The sequence below is a fragment of the Sphingopyxis lindanitolerans genome (genome assembly GCF_002993885.1).
Taxonomy (GTDB): Bacteria; Pseudomonadota; Alphaproteobacteria; order Sphingomonadales; family Sphingomonadaceae; genus Sphingopyxis; species Sphingopyxis lindanitolerans.
Window position 1 is genome coordinate 1,110,553 of the sequence record NZ_CM009578.1, and the last position, 16,264, is coordinate 1,126,816.

A 16,264-nucleotide genomic window follows, 5' to 3' on the forward strand; every position below is an offset into this window, starting at 1 on the left:
CGCGTCGAGGCTTAAAATCGGGCCGCGCGCGCCCGTTAAATGGCGCATGACCACACATGCGACACCATCGAACGAGCCGGTAGGGCGGCTCCTGGGCTGGCTGGGACTCCGCGCGCGAAGCGGGGCCTATGACGAGGGCGAGGCTCCGCCCGGATCGCGCAGCCTTGTCCACGAGGCGCGCGAGCAACTGCTCGGCGCCATGACCTCCTTCCTGCTCAACCATGATCTCGACATTTCGGCCGCCAACCTGCTGGTCGCGCACAGCGCCTTTTCGGGGATCAACCCGCGGCTCGCGCGCCAGATCGCGGCGCGCTCGCAGACGCCCGCGGGCATCACCCAGCAGTGGCTCGACGAATTGATGGAGAATGAGCCCGCCGTGGCCGATCGCGCCGACCTCGACCGCATGGTCGCGCGGCTCGAATCAAACCTCGAAACCTTCCACACCAACACCAAAGCGGCGCGCAGCGCGACGAGCGAATATGGATCGAAGCTGGAGGCGCATGTCAGCGACCTCGAACAGGTGCAAAAGACCGGCGAGCTTGTCTCGCACCTCGCCGACATCGCCAAGGTGATGCTCGAACGCACGCGCCACGCCGAGGACGAGATGCGCAAGAGCGAGGACGAAACGAAGGCGCTGCGCCGCAGCCTCGCCCGCGCCAAGCGCGATGCCGAGATCGACTATCTGACCGGCCTGCCCAACCGCCGCGCCTTCGAGATACTGCTCGAACGCCATCATGAAGAAGCGCGCGCGGCGTGCGAACCGCTGTCGGTCGCGTTTTGCGATATCGACGAGTTCAAGAAGGTCAACGACGTCCACGGCCATGAAGCGGGCGATCGCGTGATCAAGCTGATCGCCGATACGCTGGCGCGTATCTCCAACGATCATTGTCATGTCGCGCGCCACGGCGGCGAGGAATTCGTGATGCTGTTCCGAGGCCTGCCACCGAGCGAGGCAGCGAAGCGGCTCGACGAAGCGCGCGCGGGGCTGTCCGAACGGCGGCTGATCAACCGCAAGACCGACCAGCCCTTCGGCCAGATCACCTTTTCGGGCGGGGTCGCCGACGTCTTCGGCTATGCCGAGGTGCGCGCGGCGCTGAAAGCCGCCGACGAAGCGCTCTATCGCGCCAAGGAAGGCGGGCGTAACCGGATCGAACTGGCGACGCCGGAGTCATAAAGCGCCCAAACGTTAACCGTCGCCCCCGCGCAGGCGGGGGCGACGGTTTATGGCTGGCTTTAGGACCGGCTCCACCGCGCGAAGATCGCTGTCGGCAGCAGCAGCCCCCGCGCCTCTTCGCGCACCGCGAGTTCGCCGCATTCGACCGTGCCCGGCAGGTCGGCGAAAAGCTGGCCGAGCAGTTCGCCGATGGCGAGCGCCGACATGCGGACGGCATAGACGGTCAGGAACAGCGCGCGGCTGTCGGCGTCGAGCAATTGCCGGCAATCGGCGAGCAGGGGCGCCAGCCCCTCTTCCAACTGCCAGCGCTCGTTATTCGGGCCGCGCCCGAATTTCGGCGGGTCGAGCAGGATCGCGTCATAGCGCCGCTCGCGCCGCAACTCGCGCGCGGTGAATTTCCCGGCATCGTCGACGATCCAGCGGATCGGCTTTTCGCCCATCCCCGCGAGCGCGGCATTCTCGCGCGCCTGGGCGACCGATTTCTTCGAGGCATCGACATGCGTCACCGACGCGCCCGCGGCGGCAAGCGCCTGGCTGCCGACCCCGGTATAGCCAAAGAGGTTCAGGAAATCGGGGTCGGGTTTGTCCGCGAGCCTACCGCGCAGCCAGTCCCACACCGGCGCCATGTCGGGGAAGAAACCCAGGTGGCGAAACGGCGTGCAACTCGCGGTAAAGCGCGCCTCGCGCCAGCCGAGCGGCCAGCCGTCGGTGGGCACCGGCTTGTTATAATACCAGCGGCCGCCGCCATCCTCGTCCGACGCGGGAATGAACTCGCCGTCGGCCGCCTCCCATTCGCTCGGCGAAAGCGCGGGTTGCCACATCGCCTGCGGCTCGGGGCGGATGAAGCGGTAGGGACCATAGCGTTCGAGCTTGCGCCCGCCGCCGCTGTCGATCAGCCCGTAATCGTCCCAGGCTTCGCCGACAAGCGTCACCAGGGGCCGCAGATCAGCCACGGGCCGCCTCGGCAAGGATATGGGCCTTCACCGTGTCATAGTCGCCCGCAAGCTTCACATAGCGCTCCTCGCGCTCGAAGAGGTTGCCGAGCCGCGCGGGGAGCGGCGGACGCACGCCGGTCGCGCGCTCGACCGCTTCGCGGAACTTCGCCGGATGCGCGGTGGCGAGGGTGACGACGGGAATGCCGGCATCGATGGCGAGCGCCCGCGCGGCGGCCAGCCCGACCGCGCTGTGCGGGTCGATGATCTGCCCGCCATGTTCCTGCGCCCAGCGCAGCGCGAGCGTCATCGCGTCGCCGTCGATCCGCGCGCTCGAAAAAAGGTCGCGCGCGCCGCGCAGCATATCCTCGGGGATCGACATCGCGCGGTTCGCGTCGAATTCGTCCATCATGCCGGTGATCGCGGCACCGTCACGGCCCGACAGGTCGAACAGCAGCCGCTCGAAATTGCTGCTGACCTGGATATCCATGCTCGGCGTCGCGGTCGCGGTGACGGTGCCCGCGCTATAGTCGCCGTTCGCCAGCGCGCGGTGGAGGATATCGTTGACGTTGGTCGCCACGACGAGCCGCGCCACCGGCAGCCCCATGCGCGCCGCGGCATAGCCCGCGAAGACATCGCCGAAATTGCCCGTCGGCACGCTGAACGCCACCGGACGGTCGGGCGCGCCAAGGCGGACGGCAGCGTAGAAATAATAGACGATCTGCGCCATCAGCCGCGCCCAGTTGATGCTGTTGACCGCCGACAGGGTCAGCGCCCCGCGCGCCTCGGCGTCGCCGAACAGCCGCTTCACCATTGCCTGCGCGTCGTCGAAGCTGCCGTCGATCGCGATATTGTGGACATTAGGGGCAAGGACCGTCGTCATCTGGCGGCGCTGGACGTCGCTGACCCGGCCTTCGGGGTGGAGCATGAAGATGCGGATATGCTCGCGCCCCGCGACCGCCTCGATCGCCGCCGAGCCGGTGTCGCCCGAGGTCGCGCCGACGATGGTGATCTCGGTCTCGCCGCCCGCGAGGAATTTTTCAAAGAGCTGGCCGAGCAGTTGCAGCGCGACGTCCTTGAACGCCAGCGTCGGACCATGGAACAGTTCGAGCAGCCAGTGCCGATGGTCGAGCTGCACCAGCGGCGTCACCGCGCCATGGCTGAACCGGCCATAGGCGGCCTTGCACAGGGCGCGCAGTTCGTCCTCGGACAGGACGCCCGCGACGAAGGGCATCATCACCCGCACCGCGGTCTCGGCGTAGTCGAGCCCGGCGAGAGCGCGAATCTCGTCGACCGACATCCGCGGCCATTCGGCGGGGACATAGAGCCCCCCGTCGCTGGCGAGGCCGGCAAGCGTGGCGGCGCGAAAGTCGAGGGTCGGCGCGGAGCCGCGGGTGCTGATATAATCCATCACGGGAATGCGCCCTAACGGCGCGCCGTCACCGCTGCAAGCGGCGGCGCACCGCAAGCGCATAGATAATCAGCGCGATCGCGGCGAAAAAGAACCATTGGATGGCATAGGCGAGGTGGTTGTTCGGCAGATCGGCGCCCGAAGGCACCTGACTGGCGCGCAGCCCCGGAACCGGCGCGTCGGCGACGAGCATCGCGCGCGCCGGAACCGCCTTCCCGGTCAGCCGCTGGATCAGCGTCGGCTGTTCCGGGCCGGGGACGATCGTTCCCTGCACCGTCCCGCCCTTCCACTGGGGCGGCGTGAAATCGTCGGCGATCCCGACATCGACAAGGACGCCCGGCCCCTCGGCGCCGGTGCGGCAGTCGGCGATCATGCGGATGCCCGTCTGACCCTTGCGATCGGTCCCGCCGCGCGGATCCCACCGAACCACTTCGAGGCACACCAGGCTGCTCTTGCGAAAGAGCATCGCGTCGGGAACCGGCGGCAATTTCGGATAGGTCACGAGCGCCGACATCGACCCGTTGCGTTCGAGCAGGGCGATCAGCGCTTCCTTCTCGCCCTTGCGCTGGAGCTGCCAGACGCCGAGCGCGACCATCGCGGCGGCGGCGCACAGCACGAGGATCGTCGAAATCACCGGCCAGCGGCGCGGGACGTCAGGGTTTTCCGTCATCGCTGAGCTTTCCTTCGGCGGCCTGCCGCTGATGTTCGCTGGCGAGCAGCGCCGCCTTGCCGACACGCAGGCCATAGAGCACCGCGACGAGCGTCAGCGGCACCCACAGGATCACATGCACCCAGAGCGGCGGCCGCACCGCGGCGTCGAGCAGCAAGGCCAGCATGATCAGCAGCGCACCGACGATCAGGGTCAGAAAGGCCGCGGGACCGTCGCCGACATTATAGCGACCGAAATCGAGCCCGCACGCCGAACAGCGCTCGCGAAACCGGGCCGGACCCTCGAACAGGCCCGGCGCCCCGCATTCGGGGCAGGTCGCAAAAAGGGCAGCGCGCCAGATCGGCGGCTGCCCCTTTTGTGCTTGGCTCTCGTCCGGCAATTTAGTGCGCGGCGACCGGCGCGCCCCAGCCGCCCCAGACATAGACGATGATGAAGAGGAACAGCCACACCACATCGACAAAGTGCCAATACCAGGCGGCGGCCTCGAACCCGAAATGCTGCTGCGGCGTGAAATGCCCCTTATAGGTGCGCACGAGGCAGACGATCAGGAAGATCGTGCCGACGAGGACATGGAAACCATGGAAGCCGGTCGCCATGAAGAAGGCCGAGGTATAGTTGATCGTGCCGAAGGGGAACGGCGCTTCGGCATATTCATAGGCCTGGATCGAGCTGAAGGCGAGGCCGAGCAGGATCGTCAGCCACAGGCCTTTCTTCAGCCCCTCGCGATCGCCGTGGATCAGCGAATGATGCGCCCAGGTGACCGTCGTGCCCGAACAGAGCAAGATCAGCGTGTTGAGCAACGGCAGCGAGAAGGCGTCGATGACGTGGATGCCCTTGGGCGGCCACATGGTGATCGCATTGGCGCCGTCCTGCCCGAAAAGCGAGCTGACCGCACCGTCGACGATCTCGACCGGCACCGGAAACAGCGAGAAATCGAACCACGCCCAGAACCAGCCGACGAAGAACATCACTTCGGACGCGATGAACAGGATCATGCCATAGCGCATGTGGAGCTGGACGACCGGGGTATGGTCGCCGGCATGAGCTTCGGCGATGACGTCCGACCACCAACTGAAGAAGGTGGCGATCACGCCCGCGACACCCAGGCCGAACACCCATTTTCCGGCGCCGCCGAAATAATCGGCGTGCATCCACATCACCCCGCCAAAGAACATGACGAGCGCCGCGATCGAACCGATCATCGGCCAGACGCTGGGGTTTACGAGGTGATAGTCATGATGTTTGGCACCAGCCATGTCGCAGTTCCCGTTATTTTGCCCCAGCCCGATGATTCCCCATCACCCGCCGGTCTTTGGATTAAGACTCTTCGATCGCGGCCTTAGCTCGCCTTTTTGTCCCCGTCTACAGGGTGGAAGGTGTAGCTGAGCGTGATCTCTTCGATGTCGTCGGCGTCGGGGTCGTCCTTGATCTTGGGATCGACGAAGAACAGCACCGGCATGCGAATCTGCTCCCCCGCCTTCAGCGTCTGCTGGGTGAAGCAGAAGCACTGGATCTTGGTGAAATATTTGCCCGCGGCATCGGGGGTGACGTTGAAGCTCGCGGTGCCCGTCAGATCGTGCGGCGAATTATTCTGGGCGATGAAGATCGCCATGTCGCGCGCGCCGATGCTGACCGTATCGGTGGGATGCTCGGGATAGAATTTCCACGGCAGGCCCGGCGCGACATTGGTGTCGAAGCGCACCGAGATCGTGTCGCTCAGCACCTTCGGCGTTGCGGCCGCCGCAACGGGATCATAGCGCTGCGTCGTGCCGCCGAAGCCGGTCACCCGGCAGAAGAGATTGTAGAGCGGCACCGACGCAAAACCGAGCCCCACCATCGCGACAACGAGCAGCGCGGCGAGCGAGGCGGTCTTGGCATTGGCCGACATCGTCTTCATTTCGGCACCACCATCCGCGCCATGGTGATGAAGAAGAACAGGAAAGCGAGCCCGCCCAGGATCCACGCCATCAAATTGGCGCGGCTGCGCTGGCGGCGGCGATATTCGGCCTCGTCGAACGGCGGCTGCTCAGGGGGTGTTTCGTCGGTCATAAGGGCCACCAATGGTCGGCGACGATCGCGCCGAACAATATGAAAAGATAAGCGATCGAATAGGCAAAAAGGCGCTTCTCGGGCTGCATCAAGTCGCCCTCACCGGTCTTGCGGGTACCGACCTGGATCGAAAGCAATACAAAGAGCGCCGACAGGACGATCGCGGTCCAGCCATAGAGCGCGCCGGTATAGCCGAGCGGCCATGGCGCGATCGCGGCGGCCGCCATGATCAGCGCATAGAAGAGGATCTGGCGGCGGGTCGAGGTTTCGCCCGCGACGACCGGCATCATCGGAATGCCGGCGGCGGCATAGTCGGAGCGCACGAACAGCGCGAGCGCCCAGAAATGCGGCGGCGTCCACAGAAAGATCAGCAGGAAGAGCAGCACCGGCAACGGCGCGACCGTGCCGGTCGCGGCGACCCAGCCGATCAGCGGCGGAAAGGCGCCCGCCGCGCCGCCGATGACGATATTCTGCGGCGTCCGCGGCTTCAGCCACATCGTGTAGACGAAAACGTAGAAGAGGATCGAGACCGCCAGCAGCACCGCCGCCTGCCAATTGGCGGCGAACAGCATCAGGAAGACCGAGAAGGCGGCGAGCCCGACCCCGAAGTGGAGCGCGGTCTGCGGGTCGAGCCGCCCGGCGGGCAGCGGCCGCCCGGCGGTGCGCTTCATCTTCGCGTCGAGCCCCGCCTCATACCATTGGTTGAGCGCGCCCGACGCCCCCGCCCCCAGCGCGATCGCGAGGATCGAGGAGAAAGCGAGCACCGGATGAAGGCTGCCCGGCGCCGCGAGCAGGCCGCACAGCGCGGTAAACACGACAAGCGACATCACGCGCGGCTTGGTCAGCGCGAACAGATCGCGCCAATCGGCGGGCAGCGCCATTTCGCCATGGGTCAGGCTCTGCGCCATCTCAACTCCGGCCCTTCGGAAAAACGCCCCCCGCCGCCATTCGGCAGGGGGCGGAACCAATCAGGCGATATAGGTCACGCGATCCGGGGCAGTTCGTTGAACTGGTGGAACGGTGGCGGGCTCGACAGCGTCCATTCGAGCGTCGTCGCGCCTTCGCCCCACGGATTGTCGGCGGCCTTCTTGCCCGCGAACAGCGAATAGACGAGGTTCACGAAGAAGAAGATCATCCCGACCGCCATGATCGCATAGCCGACCGACGAGACATAATGCCAGTAGGCGAAGCCTTCCGCATAGTCGGGATAGCGACGCGGCATGCCCTGCTGGCCCAGGAAGTGCTGGGGGAAGAACAGGACGTTCACGCCGATGAAGAAGATCCAGAAGTGCAACTGGCCCAGGGTCTCGTTGTACATCCGGCCCGACATCTTCGGGAACCAGTAATAGAAGCCGGCGAAGAGCGAGAAGACCGCGCCCAGCGACAGCACATAGTGGAAGTGCGCGACGACATAATAGGTGTCGTGCAGGTTGGTGTCGACGCCGCCGTTGGCAAGGACGACGCCAGTCACGCCGCCGACGGTGAACATGAAGATGAAGCCCAGGGCCCAGACCATCGGCGTCTTGAAGCTCAGCGAACCGCCCCACATGGTGGCGATCCAGCTGAAGATCTTGATGCCGGTCGGGACCGCGATGACCATCGTCGCCGCGGTGAAATACATCTTGAGGTTCACGTTCATGCCGACGGTGAACATGTGGTGCGCCCACACGATGAAGCCGACGACACCGATCGCGACCATCGCATAGGCCATGCCGAGATAGCCGAACACCGGCTTCTTGCTGAAGGTCGAGATGACCTGGCTGACGATGCCGAAGCCCGGCAGGATCATGATGTAGACTTCGGGGTGGCCAAAGAACCAGAAGAGATGCTGATAAAGCACCGGATCGCCGCCGCCCGTCGCATCATAGAAGGTGGTGCCGAAGTTGCGGTCGGTCAGCAGCATGGTGATCGCGGCGGCCAGAACCGGCAGCGCGAGCAGCAGCAGGAAGGCGGTGACCAGCACCGACCACACGAACAGCGGCATCTTGTGCAGGGTCATGCCCGGCGCGCGCATGTTGAAGATGGTGGTGATGAAGTTGATCGCGCCGAGAATCGACGCCGCGCCCGCGAGGTGGACCGAGAAGATCGCCATGTCGACCGCCGGGCCGACCGAACCGCTGGTCGACAGCGGAGCATAAAGCGTCCAGCCGGTGCCGGCGCCCAGGCCGCTGCCGCCGGGGAAGAACATCGACCCGATCAGCATGACGAACGCCACGGTGGTCAGCCAGTAGCTGACGTTGTTCATGCGCGGAAAGGCCATATCGGGCGCGCCGATCATCAGCGGTACGAACCAGTTGCCGAAGCCGCCGATCATTGCCGGCATGACCATGAAGAAGATCATGATCAGGCCGTGCGCGGTGATCAGCACGTTCCAGAAATGCTTCGCCTGTACCTCGCCCGCGGTGGGGTCGAAGAATTGCGCCCAGCCGTGGAGATACTGAATGCCCGGCTCGGCGAGTTCGAGGCGCATCATCCCCGACATCACGCCGCCGACGATGCCGGCGATGATCGCGAAGATCAGGTAGAGCGTGCCGATGTCCTTGTGGTTCGTCGACATGAACCAGCGGACGAAAAAGCCCGGCGTGTCGTGATCATGGCCGTGATCATGCGCATGATCGTGGCCGGGTGCAGTCGCTGCGATATCGGTCATCTGTCGGACCCCCTGATTAATTCTTGGCGGCAGGCGCGGCGGCGGGAGCCGCAGCCGGCGCTGCTTCGGTCGGGACGGCAACCGGCGCGGGGGCCGGGGCGTTGATCGTGGTCGCGGGGACCGGGCCGGTGGGCGCGGGCGCCACCGCCGCCGCGGCGGCGGGCGCCGGACCATCGGGATTGCCGCCCTTCGAGCGGACCCAGGCCTTCCATTTGTCGACCGGCAGAACCTCGACCGCGATCGGCATATAGCCGTGATCGACGCCGCAAAGCTCCGAACACTGGCCGTAATAGACGCCGACCTTGGTCGCGGTGAAGGTGGTTTCGTTGGCACGGCCCGGGACCGCGTCCATCTTGGTCCAGAAGGCCGGAACCGCGAAGCTGTGGATCACGTCGGAGCCGGTGATGATCAGCTTCACCTGGCGCCCGACGGGGACGACCATGCGGTTGTCGACCGCGAGGTGATAGGGCTCGCCGGCGGCCTTCGCCTTGTCCTCGGGCAGGATCTTCGAGACATATTCGCCGATGCCCTGGTCGGGATAGGCATAGCCCCAATACCATTGATAGCCGGTGACCTTGATCGTCAGCGCGTCCTTCTTCGGCGGTTCATATTGCGCCGCGAGCAGGCGGATCGACGGCACCGCGATCACCGCGAGGATGAGGACCGGGATCGCGGTCCAGATCACTTCGATGAACGTGTTGTGCGTGGTTTTCGACGGCACCGGGTTCGCCTTGGCGCGGAACCGCGCGATCGCCCAGAGCATGAGGCCGAGAACGAGCAGCGTGATGGCCGTGATCACCGGCAGCAGGATATAGTGATTGAAGCTATAGGCCTGTTGGCCGACCGGAGTGACCTGCGGCTGGAAATTGATCCCGCCATCGACCGGCTGGCCGATACCGGGAGTCGGCTTCATCGGCACATAGGTCGCGTCGCCGGCCGGGGCGGTCGCCTTCGCGGCGTCGGCGGGCGCCGGATTCACGGGCGTCGCCGCCGCCGCATCGGGCGCTGCCGGAGCCGGAGTCGCCATGGTCGCGGCCACCGGCGCCGTCGCGGGTGCCGCAGCCTGCGCGACGCCCGCCGCGCCGAGCGACAAAGCCGCCGCCATTACAATGGTTTGCAAGCTGGTTTTCAAGCTCTTCATAAGGATAGTGCCGCCCGTTGCCTGTTGTTCTTCTTGATACCCCAGCCCCATTGTTCGGATCGCCGGACATATGTCGCGGCAGCCGCCCCAAAGGCTGAATCTCGCGGGCGCTATAGACCCGCTTGCCGCTTGTCTCAAGCATCTCTAACACTATTTTACGGCTGGCAATTCTCCGCCGCCGAAACATGGCCGTCCGATCCGGGCGGCAACAGGAACAAAAGATAAAATCTCCCATGACCGATGATGAAATCCTGGCCGAGTTTCGCGCCGCCGACGCCCTGTTGCAGGGGCATTTCCTGCTCTCCTCCGGGCGTCACAGCGAATATTACCTCCAATGCGCGCGCGTGCTGATGGACACCGAGCGCGCCGGACGGCTCGCCGTCGCCCTCGCCGCCAAGCTGCCGCGCGAGCTGCGACAGACTGTCGACATGATCGTCTCGCCGGCGATGGGGGGCGTGATCATCGGGCATGAAATGGGCCGCGCGCTCGGCAAGCCGGCGATTTTCGTCGAGCGTCCGACCGGCACCTTCGAACTGCGCCGCGGCTTCGCGATCACCCCCGGCACGAAGGTTTTGATGGTCGAGGACGTCGTCACCACCGGCCTGTCGTCGCGCGAAGCGATGGCGGCGGTGCGCGCCGCAGGCGGCGAAGTTCTTGCCGAGGCGGCACTCGTCGACCGCTCGGCGGGCAGCACCATCGATCTCGGCGTCCCCTTCTATCCGCTCGTCGCGATCAATTTCCCGACCTATGCCGCGGACGACCTGCCGCCCGAACTCGCGGGCACGCAGGCGATCAAGCCGGGGAGCCGCGCGAATTGAGCGTGCCTGGCTCCAGCCGCCTGCGCCTCGGCGTCAATATCGACCATGTCGCGACGATCCGTAACGCGCGCGGCGGCGATCATCCCGACCCCGTGCGCGCGGCCGAGATCGTCGCGGCGGTCGGCGGCGACGGCATCACCGCGCACCTGCGCGAGGACCGGCGCCATATCCGCGACGACGACCTCGCGCGGATTCAGGCGGCGACCAGCCTGCCCCTGAACCTAGAGATGGCGGCGACCGAGGAGATGCTCGCCATCGCGCTGCGCCACGCGCCGCACGCCGCGTGCATCGTCCCCGAAAAGCGCGAGGAGCGCACGACCGAGGGCGGGCTCGACGCGGCGGGGCAGCACAATCACCTCGCGCCGATCGTGTCGCGGCTGGGCGACGCGGGCATTCGCGTCAGCCTGTTCATCGAGCCCGACCCGCGCCAGATCGAGGCGGCGATGCGGCTGAAGGCCCCCGTCGTCGAATTCCACACCGGTCGCTACGCCCATAGCGAGGGCGAGGACCGCGCCGCCGAACTCCGCCGTCTCGCCGACGCCGCGGCGCTCGCATGGAAAAACGGCATCGAGCCGCACGCGGGCCACGGCCTGACCTATGACAATGTCGTCCCCGTCGCCGCGATCCCGCAGCTCGCCGAACTCAACATCGGTCATTATCTGATCGGCGAGGCGATTTTCACCGGGCTCGAACCCGCAGTGCGCCGGATGCGCGACCTGATGGACGAGGCGCGGGGATGAACATGTCTCGCCAGATCCTCCCCGGCACGGGGAGGGGGGCCACCGAAGGTGGCGGAGGGGCATCCTCGTCCAATCGCGTTATCGCAAGCGGGGGACAGGACGCATCTGCCCCTCCACCATGCTTCGCATGGTCCCCCTCCCCGTGCCGGGGAGGATCATTTTGATCATCGGCCTCGGCTCCGACCTCTGCAATATCGAGCGCATCCAGGCGTCGCTCGACCGTTTCGGCGAGCGGTTCGAGCAGCGCGTCTTCACCGACATCGAGCGCGCCAAGGCGGCGCGGCGGCCGTTCACCCGCGCGGGGACCTATGCCAAGCGCTTCGCCGCCAAGGAGGCCTTCTCGAAAGCCGTCGGCACCGGGTTCAGGCGCGGGGTGTTCATGAAGGACATCGGCGTCGTCAACGCCCCGTCGGGCGCACCGACGCTGGCGCTGACCGGCGGCGCCGCCGACCGCCTCGCGCAGATGGTCCCGGCGGGGCATAAAGCACATATCCACCTGACATTGACCGACGATCACCCCTGGGCGCAGGCCTTCGTCATCATCGAAGCAATCAAGGACGAGTAATGGCGAAGAAGAAAAAGGCCGACGAGGGAAGCTGGGGCAAGCTGGTCCGCGATATCGTGGTGATCCTCATCCTCGTGCTCGGCATCCATAGCTGCGTCGCCAAGCCCTTCTATATCCCGTCCGATTCGATGATGCCGATCCTGCGCAATGGCGACCGGCTGATCGTCAGCAAATATCCCTATGGCTGGTCCTATGCCTCGGCGAGCTTCCACCTCGCGCCCAAAAAGCCCGGCCGCTGGTTCGGCAAGCTGCCCGAACGCGGCGATATCGTCGTGCTCGAACATCCGGTGTCGCGCGTCGATTATATCAAGCGCGTAATCGGCCTGCCCGGCGATACGATCGAACTGCGCGGCGGCGCGCTGATCATCAACGGCAAGCCGATCAAGCGCGAGGTCGAACCGATGCTCTCGGTCCCGGTCGATGCCAACATGCCCGGCCCCGACAGCAGCCTCGGCCGTTTCCTTTCCCGCGACGCGAGCGGCAAGGAAGTGCTCGAACTGCCGATCGTCCGCGAAACGCTGCCCGGCGGCGCGACCTTCGACACGATCGACATGGGCCCCGGCTACATGACCGACGATTATGGGCCGGTCAAAGTGCCCGCCGATCATCTGTTCCTGATGGGCGACAACCGCGACGGCAGCGCCGACAGCCGCGTGGCCGTCAGCCAGAAGGGGCTCGGCGGCCCGGTGCCGTTCGACGCGATCGCGGGGCGCGCCGAAATCATCAGCTTTTCAACCAATGGCACCGCGATATGGTATAATCCGCTAAGCTGGTTCACCGCGCTGCGATCGGACCGGGCCGGAACCAATTTGCGCCCCGCGCATGATCCAAACGCGAAATAGGGAGCGACGGCATGGCGACGACGAGGAAGACGGGCGCGACGCGCGCCAAGGCGTCCGCGCCGCCGCCGGTGGACGATCACAGGGAAGCCCCCGGCCCCACCGAAATTCGCAGTCAACTCGTCCGCAGCGAGCTTTTGAAGGCCGGCGTCTGGCTGGGGCTCGCGCTGGCCATCGGCCTCTGCATCGTGCTGGTCCAGCCGATCCTCCTGATCTTCGCCGCGATCGTCGTCGCCGCGATACTCGACGGCGGCGCGCGCCTGCTCGGCCGCATCCTGCCGATCGGGCGCGGCTGGCGATTGCTGATCGTCTGCCTGTCGCTCGTCGCCTTCCTGGCCTGGACCGTGATGTTCGCGGGCTCGCAGATCGCCGACCAGGCCGCGACCCTGCAGACGGTCGTCATGGCCCAGGTCGAACGCATCGCGGCGTGGGCGAGCGCGCACGGCGTCGGCGATCTCCAGTTCGATACCAAGGCGCTCACCGAAAATCTGGCGGGCACCGTGGGGCGCGTCACCGCCGCGGTCGGCACAGTGCTCGGCGCGCTGACCAGCCTGGTGATGGTCGTCGTTCTCGGCATCTTCATCGCGATCGAGCCGCGGCTTTATGAACGCGGCGTCGCGTGGATGCTGCCGATGAAATCGCGCGAGAATTTCTATATCACCACCGCGCGCATGGGCTTCACGCTGCGCCGGCTGATGGCGGGGCGCCTGCTCGGCATGATCGTCGAGGGAATCGGCACCTGGCTCGCCTGCCTTGCCGTCGGCATTCCGATGGCGGCGCTGATGGGGCTGCTCACCGGCCTGCTCGCCTTCATCCCCAATATCGGCGCGATCGTGTCGGGGGTGCTGCTCGTGCTCGTCGGCTTTTCGGCCGGGACCGACGCCGGTCTCTGGGCGATCGCCATCTATTTCATCGTCCAGACGGTCGACGGCTATCTGATCGTCCCGATGGTCGCGAAGCAGACCGTCGACCTGGCCCCCGCGCTCGTCCTCGGCGCGCAGATATTGTTCGGCACGCTGCTCGGCATCATGGGGCTGTTTCTCGCCGACCCGATCGTCGCGATGATCAAGGTCGCGCTCGAACGCGAAGCCGAACGCAACGCGGGAACGCAGGCGCCGCAGAAAGCATAACGTCGCCCCCGCGAAAGGCGGGGGCGACGGTTTTTACTGCCGCGGTGCGGGAGCCGGAGCGCCGGGCGCGCCCTGCTGCTGCATTTGCTGCTGCTGCATCATCTGCTGCATCGCGCGAATTTCGGCTTCGGTCTTGAAATCGATCAATTCGACGGTGAAGTGCAGCGTGCTGTTCGCCGGGATCGGGCCGTTCGCGTGCGCGCCATAGCCGAGCGCGGGCGGGATGACGATCTTGTACTTGCCGCCCTTCTGCATACGGGTCAGCGCCTCGGCGAAGCCGGGAACGACCTGCGACACCTGCATCGGCGCCTGCTCGTTGGCGTCGAAGACGGTGCCGTCGTCGAGCTTGCCTTCATACTTGACGAGCACGACGTCGCCCATCGTCGGGCTGGCGCCGGTGCCCGCCTTGACGGTCTCGAACCCGATCTTCGACGTGCCGGTAAAAGCGAAAGCGGCGCCCGCGACGAGCAGCGCGATCAGGCCGATCCACATCAGCCAGAGGCCGCCCTTGCTCACCGGGCGCAGCGGAACCGTCGTGACGCTCATTTCATTGTCCTTCCCCTGCCCCGGCCGGGGCTGAATGTCGGGCACGCCTATAGGCGGAGGGGCGTGGAGCGGTCCAGAGGCAATTGCGCGAGCGCGTTGCGAGTCCGAATGTCGGCCTTGGGGTGGTCGTCGCCTTTAAATTCGTCATGCTGAACCTGTTTCAGCATGACGAAGAAATGGAGGTCGTCTTCCAGTCGAGCCCCTTCCCGCCCGCGCCCAAACGAAAAAGGGCGCCGCGTTGCCGCGGCGCCCTTTTCTCGAATCAGGATCCCGAACGGGAGACGGTCCTACTTGATCCCGTCGCGCTCCATCCGCTTGCGCTCCATCTTGCGGGCGCGGCGGACGGCGGCGGCGCGTTCGCGCGCGCGCTTCTCGCTGGGCTTCTCATAGTGACGGCGCAGCTTCATTTCGCGATACACGCCCTCACGCTGCAGCTTCTTCTTGAGCGCGCGAAGGGCCTGGTCGACATTATTGTCGCGAACGATGATCTGCATACGCCGTGTCGTCTCCTGTTCGTCCAAACGATCTCGGTCACCGGGTGCTCCGGTTTGCCGTAAACCGCCGATATTCGGGCAATAAAAAGAGCGCCGCGATCACGCGACGTTCCGATGAAGCGCCAACTAGAGAGATTCGCGCCGAAATGCAAGTCCCCGCGCGGCGAACCGCGCCTGCCGCGCCACGGGATCGCCTCACCCCTTCTCGGGCCCACCCCTTCTCGGGCCCACCCCTTCTCGGGATTGTGCGCGCCCCTTGCCTTATGGCATAGGTAGCAGGACGAAACGAACATCAATCGAGGGACAGGCCATGGCGACCCAGCTCAAGCGCAACAGCAAATATAGCGAAGCCGAATGGACCGCGCGGCAGGAGCTTGCCGCCTGCTACCGCATCTTCGCGATGATGGGCTGGGACGAGATGATCTTCAACCATATCACGGTGAAGCTCGACGATCAGGAAGGTGCCTTTCTGATCAACCCCTATGGGATGCATTTCAGCGAAGTGACGGCCTCCAGCCTGATCAAGATCGACATCGACGGCAACAAGCTGGACGAGGACAATCCCTGGCACGTCAACAAGGCGGGCTTCGTCCAGCACAGCCTGTTCCACCGCGTGCTGCCCGACGCGCATGCGATCATCCACACCCACACCACCGCGACGATGGCGGTGTGCGGGCTTGAGGGCGGGTTGCAGCCGACGAACTTCTACGCCTGCAACTTCATGGGCCAGCTCGCTTACCATGATTTCGAAGGCATTACGGTGCGCGAGGAAGAAGGCACGCGACTCGTCGAGCATCTCGGCGACAAGCGCATCCTGATGCTGCGCAATCACGGCCCCGTCGTGATGGGCAAGTCGCTGTCCGACGCCTTCATCAAATATTGGGCGTTGCAGCGCGCGTGCGAAATTCAGCTCGCGACGATGAGCATGGGCAAGCCGATCCTGATCAGCGACGATGTCGTCAAGGTCCACCAGCGCGACCTTTATATGGCGCAAATCCCCGGCCGCCAGTCGGGCAAGGCCGAATTCGACGCAATGGTGCGCAAGGTGGACAAAATCGACACAAGCTGGCGTGACTAATCCGGTCAGGCGGCTAAACCGGCCGAC

General features: G+C 65.6%; 19 protein-coding genes. 7 read left to right on the forward strand and 12 right to left on the reverse strand.

Annotated features, from left to right (window positions below; all coding sequences use genetic code 11):
• The first annotated feature begins 46 nt into the window (after nucleotides 1–46).
• Entirely contained in the window at nucleotides 47–1,174 is a 1,128-nt protein-coding gene (locus CVO77_RS05320; RefSeq protein WP_105998217.1) for a GGDEF domain-containing protein, read from the forward strand.
• Between the two features lie 59 nt (nucleotides 1,175–1,233).
• On the opposite strand, the gene CVO77_RS05325 is transcribed toward CVO77_RS05320, so the two are convergent.
• From CVO77_RS05325 to coxB, 10 genes are all read right to left on the reverse strand, one after another.
• Nucleotides 1,234–2,127 (reverse strand): class I SAM-dependent methyltransferase, encoded by an 894-nt coding sequence (locus CVO77_RS05325; protein WP_105998218.1) that lies wholly within the window; start codon nucleotides 2,125–2,127, stop codon nucleotides 1,234–1,236.
• Nucleotides 2,120–3,517, reverse strand: coding sequence for a threonine synthase (gene thrC / locus CVO77_RS05330; RefSeq protein ID WP_105998219.1), 1,398 nt, complete (start codon nucleotides 3,515–3,517; stop codon nucleotides 2,120–2,122). The genes CVO77_RS05325 and thrC overlap by 8 nt, the downstream gene beginning before the upstream one ends.
• Nucleotides 3,518–3,545: 28 nt before the next feature.
• On the reverse strand, nucleotides 3,546–4,187 hold the full coding sequence (locus CVO77_RS05335) for an SURF1 family protein (protein ID WP_242446108.1): 642 nt from the start codon (nucleotides 4,185–4,187) through the stop codon (nucleotides 3,546–3,548).
• Nucleotides 4,171–4,566, reverse strand: a complete 396-nt coding sequence (locus CVO77_RS05340; RefSeq protein WP_242446109.1) for a DUF983 domain-containing protein — start codon at nucleotides 4,564–4,566, stop codon at nucleotides 4,171–4,173. The genes CVO77_RS05335 and CVO77_RS05340 overlap by 17 nt, the downstream gene beginning before the upstream one ends.
• 1 nt (nucleotide 4,567) lies before the next feature.
• Complete coding sequence (locus tag CVO77_RS05345) at nucleotides 4,568–5,443, reverse strand: cytochrome c oxidase subunit 3 (RefSeq protein ID WP_105998221.1); 876 nt, start codon at nucleotides 5,441–5,443, stop codon at nucleotides 4,568–4,570.
• Nucleotides 5,444–5,526: 83 nt separating this feature from the next.
• Nucleotides 5,527–6,084, reverse strand: coding sequence for a cytochrome c oxidase assembly protein (locus CVO77_RS05350; RefSeq protein ID WP_105998222.1), 558 nt, complete (start codon nucleotides 6,082–6,084; stop codon nucleotides 5,527–5,529).
• On the reverse strand, nucleotides 6,081–6,236 hold the full coding sequence (locus CVO77_RS21395; RefSeq protein ID WP_192878871.1) for a hypothetical protein: 156 nt from the start codon (nucleotides 6,234–6,236) through the stop codon (nucleotides 6,081–6,083). The genes CVO77_RS05350 and CVO77_RS21395 overlap by 4 nt, the downstream gene beginning before the upstream one ends.
• Complete coding sequence (locus CVO77_RS05355) at nucleotides 6,233–7,144, reverse strand: heme o synthase (RefSeq protein WP_105998223.1); 912 nt, start codon at nucleotides 7,142–7,144, stop codon at nucleotides 6,233–6,235. The genes CVO77_RS21395 and CVO77_RS05355 overlap by 4 nt, the downstream gene beginning before the upstream one ends.
• Nucleotides 7,145–7,218: 74 nt before the next feature.
• Complete coding sequence (ctaD, locus tag CVO77_RS05360; protein WP_105998224.1) at nucleotides 7,219–8,886, reverse strand: cytochrome c oxidase subunit I; 1,668 nt, start codon at nucleotides 8,884–8,886, stop codon at nucleotides 7,219–7,221.
• A 16-nt stretch (nucleotides 8,887–8,902) separates the two neighbouring features.
• Nucleotides 8,903–10,027, reverse strand: coding sequence for a cytochrome c oxidase subunit II (gene coxB, locus CVO77_RS05365; RefSeq protein WP_105998225.1), 1,125 nt, complete (start codon nucleotides 10,025–10,027; stop codon nucleotides 8,903–8,905).
• A 233-nt stretch (nucleotides 10,028–10,260) separates the two neighbouring features.
• Between coxB and pyrE the strand changes: the two genes are divergently transcribed.
• The 5 genes from pyrE (at nucleotide 10,261) to CVO77_RS05390 (ending at nucleotide 14,119) form a co-directional block, all read left to right on the forward strand.
• Nucleotides 10,261–10,845 carry an orotate phosphoribosyltransferase gene (gene pyrE, locus CVO77_RS05370; protein ID WP_105998226.1) on the forward strand — a complete coding sequence of 195 codons (585 nt, stop codon included), beginning with the start codon at nucleotides 10,261–10,263 and terminating at the stop codon, nucleotides 10,843–10,845.
• Nucleotides 10,842–11,585, forward strand: a complete 744-nt coding sequence (locus CVO77_RS05375; protein WP_105998227.1) for a pyridoxine 5'-phosphate synthase — start codon at nucleotides 10,842–10,844, stop codon at nucleotides 11,583–11,585. Before pyrE ends, CVO77_RS05375 begins: the two co-directional genes overlap by 4 nt.
• Nucleotides 11,586–11,745: 160 nt before the next feature.
• Complete coding sequence (gene acpS, locus CVO77_RS05380) at nucleotides 11,746–12,150, forward strand: holo-ACP synthase (protein ID WP_106000660.1); 405 nt, start codon at nucleotides 11,746–11,748, stop codon at nucleotides 12,148–12,150.
• Nucleotides 12,150–12,992, forward strand: a complete 843-nt coding sequence (lepB, locus tag CVO77_RS05385) for a signal peptidase I (RefSeq protein WP_105998228.1) — start codon at nucleotides 12,150–12,152, stop codon at nucleotides 12,990–12,992. Before acpS ends, lepB begins: the two co-directional genes overlap by 1 nt.
• A gap of 11 nt (nucleotides 12,993–13,003) precedes the next feature.
• Nucleotides 13,004–14,119 carry an AI-2E family transporter gene (locus CVO77_RS05390; RefSeq protein WP_105998229.1) on the forward strand — a complete coding sequence of 372 codons (1,116 nt, stop codon included), beginning with the start codon at nucleotides 13,004–13,006 and terminating at the stop codon, nucleotides 14,117–14,119.
• Between the two features lie 33 nt (nucleotides 14,120–14,152).
• Here the strand turns inward: CVO77_RS05390 and CVO77_RS05395 are convergent, their stop codons facing one another.
• Together CVO77_RS05395 and rpsU are read right to left on the reverse strand one after the other, a co-directional pair.
• The gene (locus CVO77_RS05395) at nucleotides 14,153–14,665 is read right to left on the reverse strand and encodes an FKBP-type peptidyl-prolyl cis-trans isomerase (RefSeq protein ID WP_105998230.1); all 513 of its coding nucleotides are present in this window, start codon (nucleotides 14,663–14,665) and stop codon (nucleotides 14,153–14,155) included.
• Between the two features lie 287 nt (nucleotides 14,666–14,952).
• Nucleotides 14,953–15,159 (reverse strand): 30S ribosomal protein S21, encoded by a 207-nt coding sequence (rpsU, locus tag CVO77_RS05400; RefSeq protein ID WP_003047635.1) that lies wholly within the window; start codon nucleotides 15,157–15,159, stop codon nucleotides 14,953–14,955.
• Between the two features lie 310 nt (nucleotides 15,160–15,469).
• Here rpsU and CVO77_RS05405 point away from each other — a divergent pair, with 310 nt between their 5' ends.
• The gene (locus CVO77_RS05405; protein WP_088471523.1) at nucleotides 15,470–16,237 is read left to right on the forward strand and encodes a class II aldolase/adducin family protein; all 768 of its coding nucleotides are present in this window, start codon (nucleotides 15,470–15,472) and stop codon (nucleotides 16,235–16,237) included.
• The last annotated feature ends 27 nt before the right edge of the window (nucleotides 16,238–16,264 follow it).

Coding starts and splice junctions, on each gene's coding strand:
- CVO77_RS05405 (WP_088471523.1), top strand. CDS start 15,470: ATGGCGACCCAGCTCAAGCGCAACAGCAAATATAGCGAAGCCGAATGG.
- lepB (WP_105998228.1), top strand. CDS start 12,150: ATGGCGAAGAAGAAAAAGGCCGACGAGGGAAGCTGGGGCAAGCTGGTC.
- CVO77_RS21395 (WP_192878871.1), bottom strand. CDS start 6,236: ATGACCGACGAAACACCCCCTGAGCAGCCGCCGTTCGACGAGGCCGAA.
- CVO77_RS05335 (WP_242446108.1), bottom strand. CDS start 4,187: ATGACGGAAAACCCTGACGTCCCGCGCCGCTGGCCGGTGATTTCGACG.
- CVO77_RS05350 (WP_105998222.1), bottom strand. CDS start 6,084: ATGAAGACGATGTCGGCCAATGCCAAGACCGCCTCGCTCGCCGCGCTG.
- CVO77_RS05390 (WP_105998229.1), top strand. CDS start 13,004: ATGGCGACGACGAGGAAGACGGGCGCGACGCGCGCCAAGGCGTCCGCG.
- ctaD (WP_105998224.1), bottom strand. CDS start 8,886: ATGACCGATATCGCAGCGACTGCACCCGGCCACGATCATGCGCATGAT.
- thrC (WP_105998219.1), bottom strand. CDS start 3,517: ATGGATTATATCAGCACCCGCGGCTCCGCGCCGACCCTCGACTTTCGC.
- pyrE (WP_105998226.1), top strand. CDS start 10,261: ATGACCGATGATGAAATCCTGGCCGAGTTTCGCGCCGCCGACGCCCTG.
- coxB (WP_105998225.1), bottom strand. CDS start 10,027: ATGAAGAGCTTGAAAACCAGCTTGCAAACCATTGTAATGGCGGCGGCT.
- CVO77_RS05345 (WP_105998221.1), bottom strand. CDS start 5,443: ATGGCTGGTGCCAAACATCATGACTATCACCTCGTAAACCCCAGCGTC.
- CVO77_RS05320 (WP_105998217.1), top strand. CDS start 47: ATGACCACACATGCGACACCATCGAACGAGCCGGTAGGGCGGCTCCTG.
- CVO77_RS05395 (WP_105998230.1), bottom strand. CDS start 14,665: ATGAGCGTCACGACGGTTCCGCTGCGCCCGGTGAGCAAGGGCGGCCTC.
- rpsU (WP_003047635.1), bottom strand. CDS start 15,159: ATGCAGATCATCGTTCGCGACAATAATGTCGACCAGGCCCTTCGCGCG.
- CVO77_RS05355 (WP_105998223.1), bottom strand. CDS start 7,144: ATGGCGCAGAGCCTGACCCATGGCGAAATGGCGCTGCCCGCCGATTGG.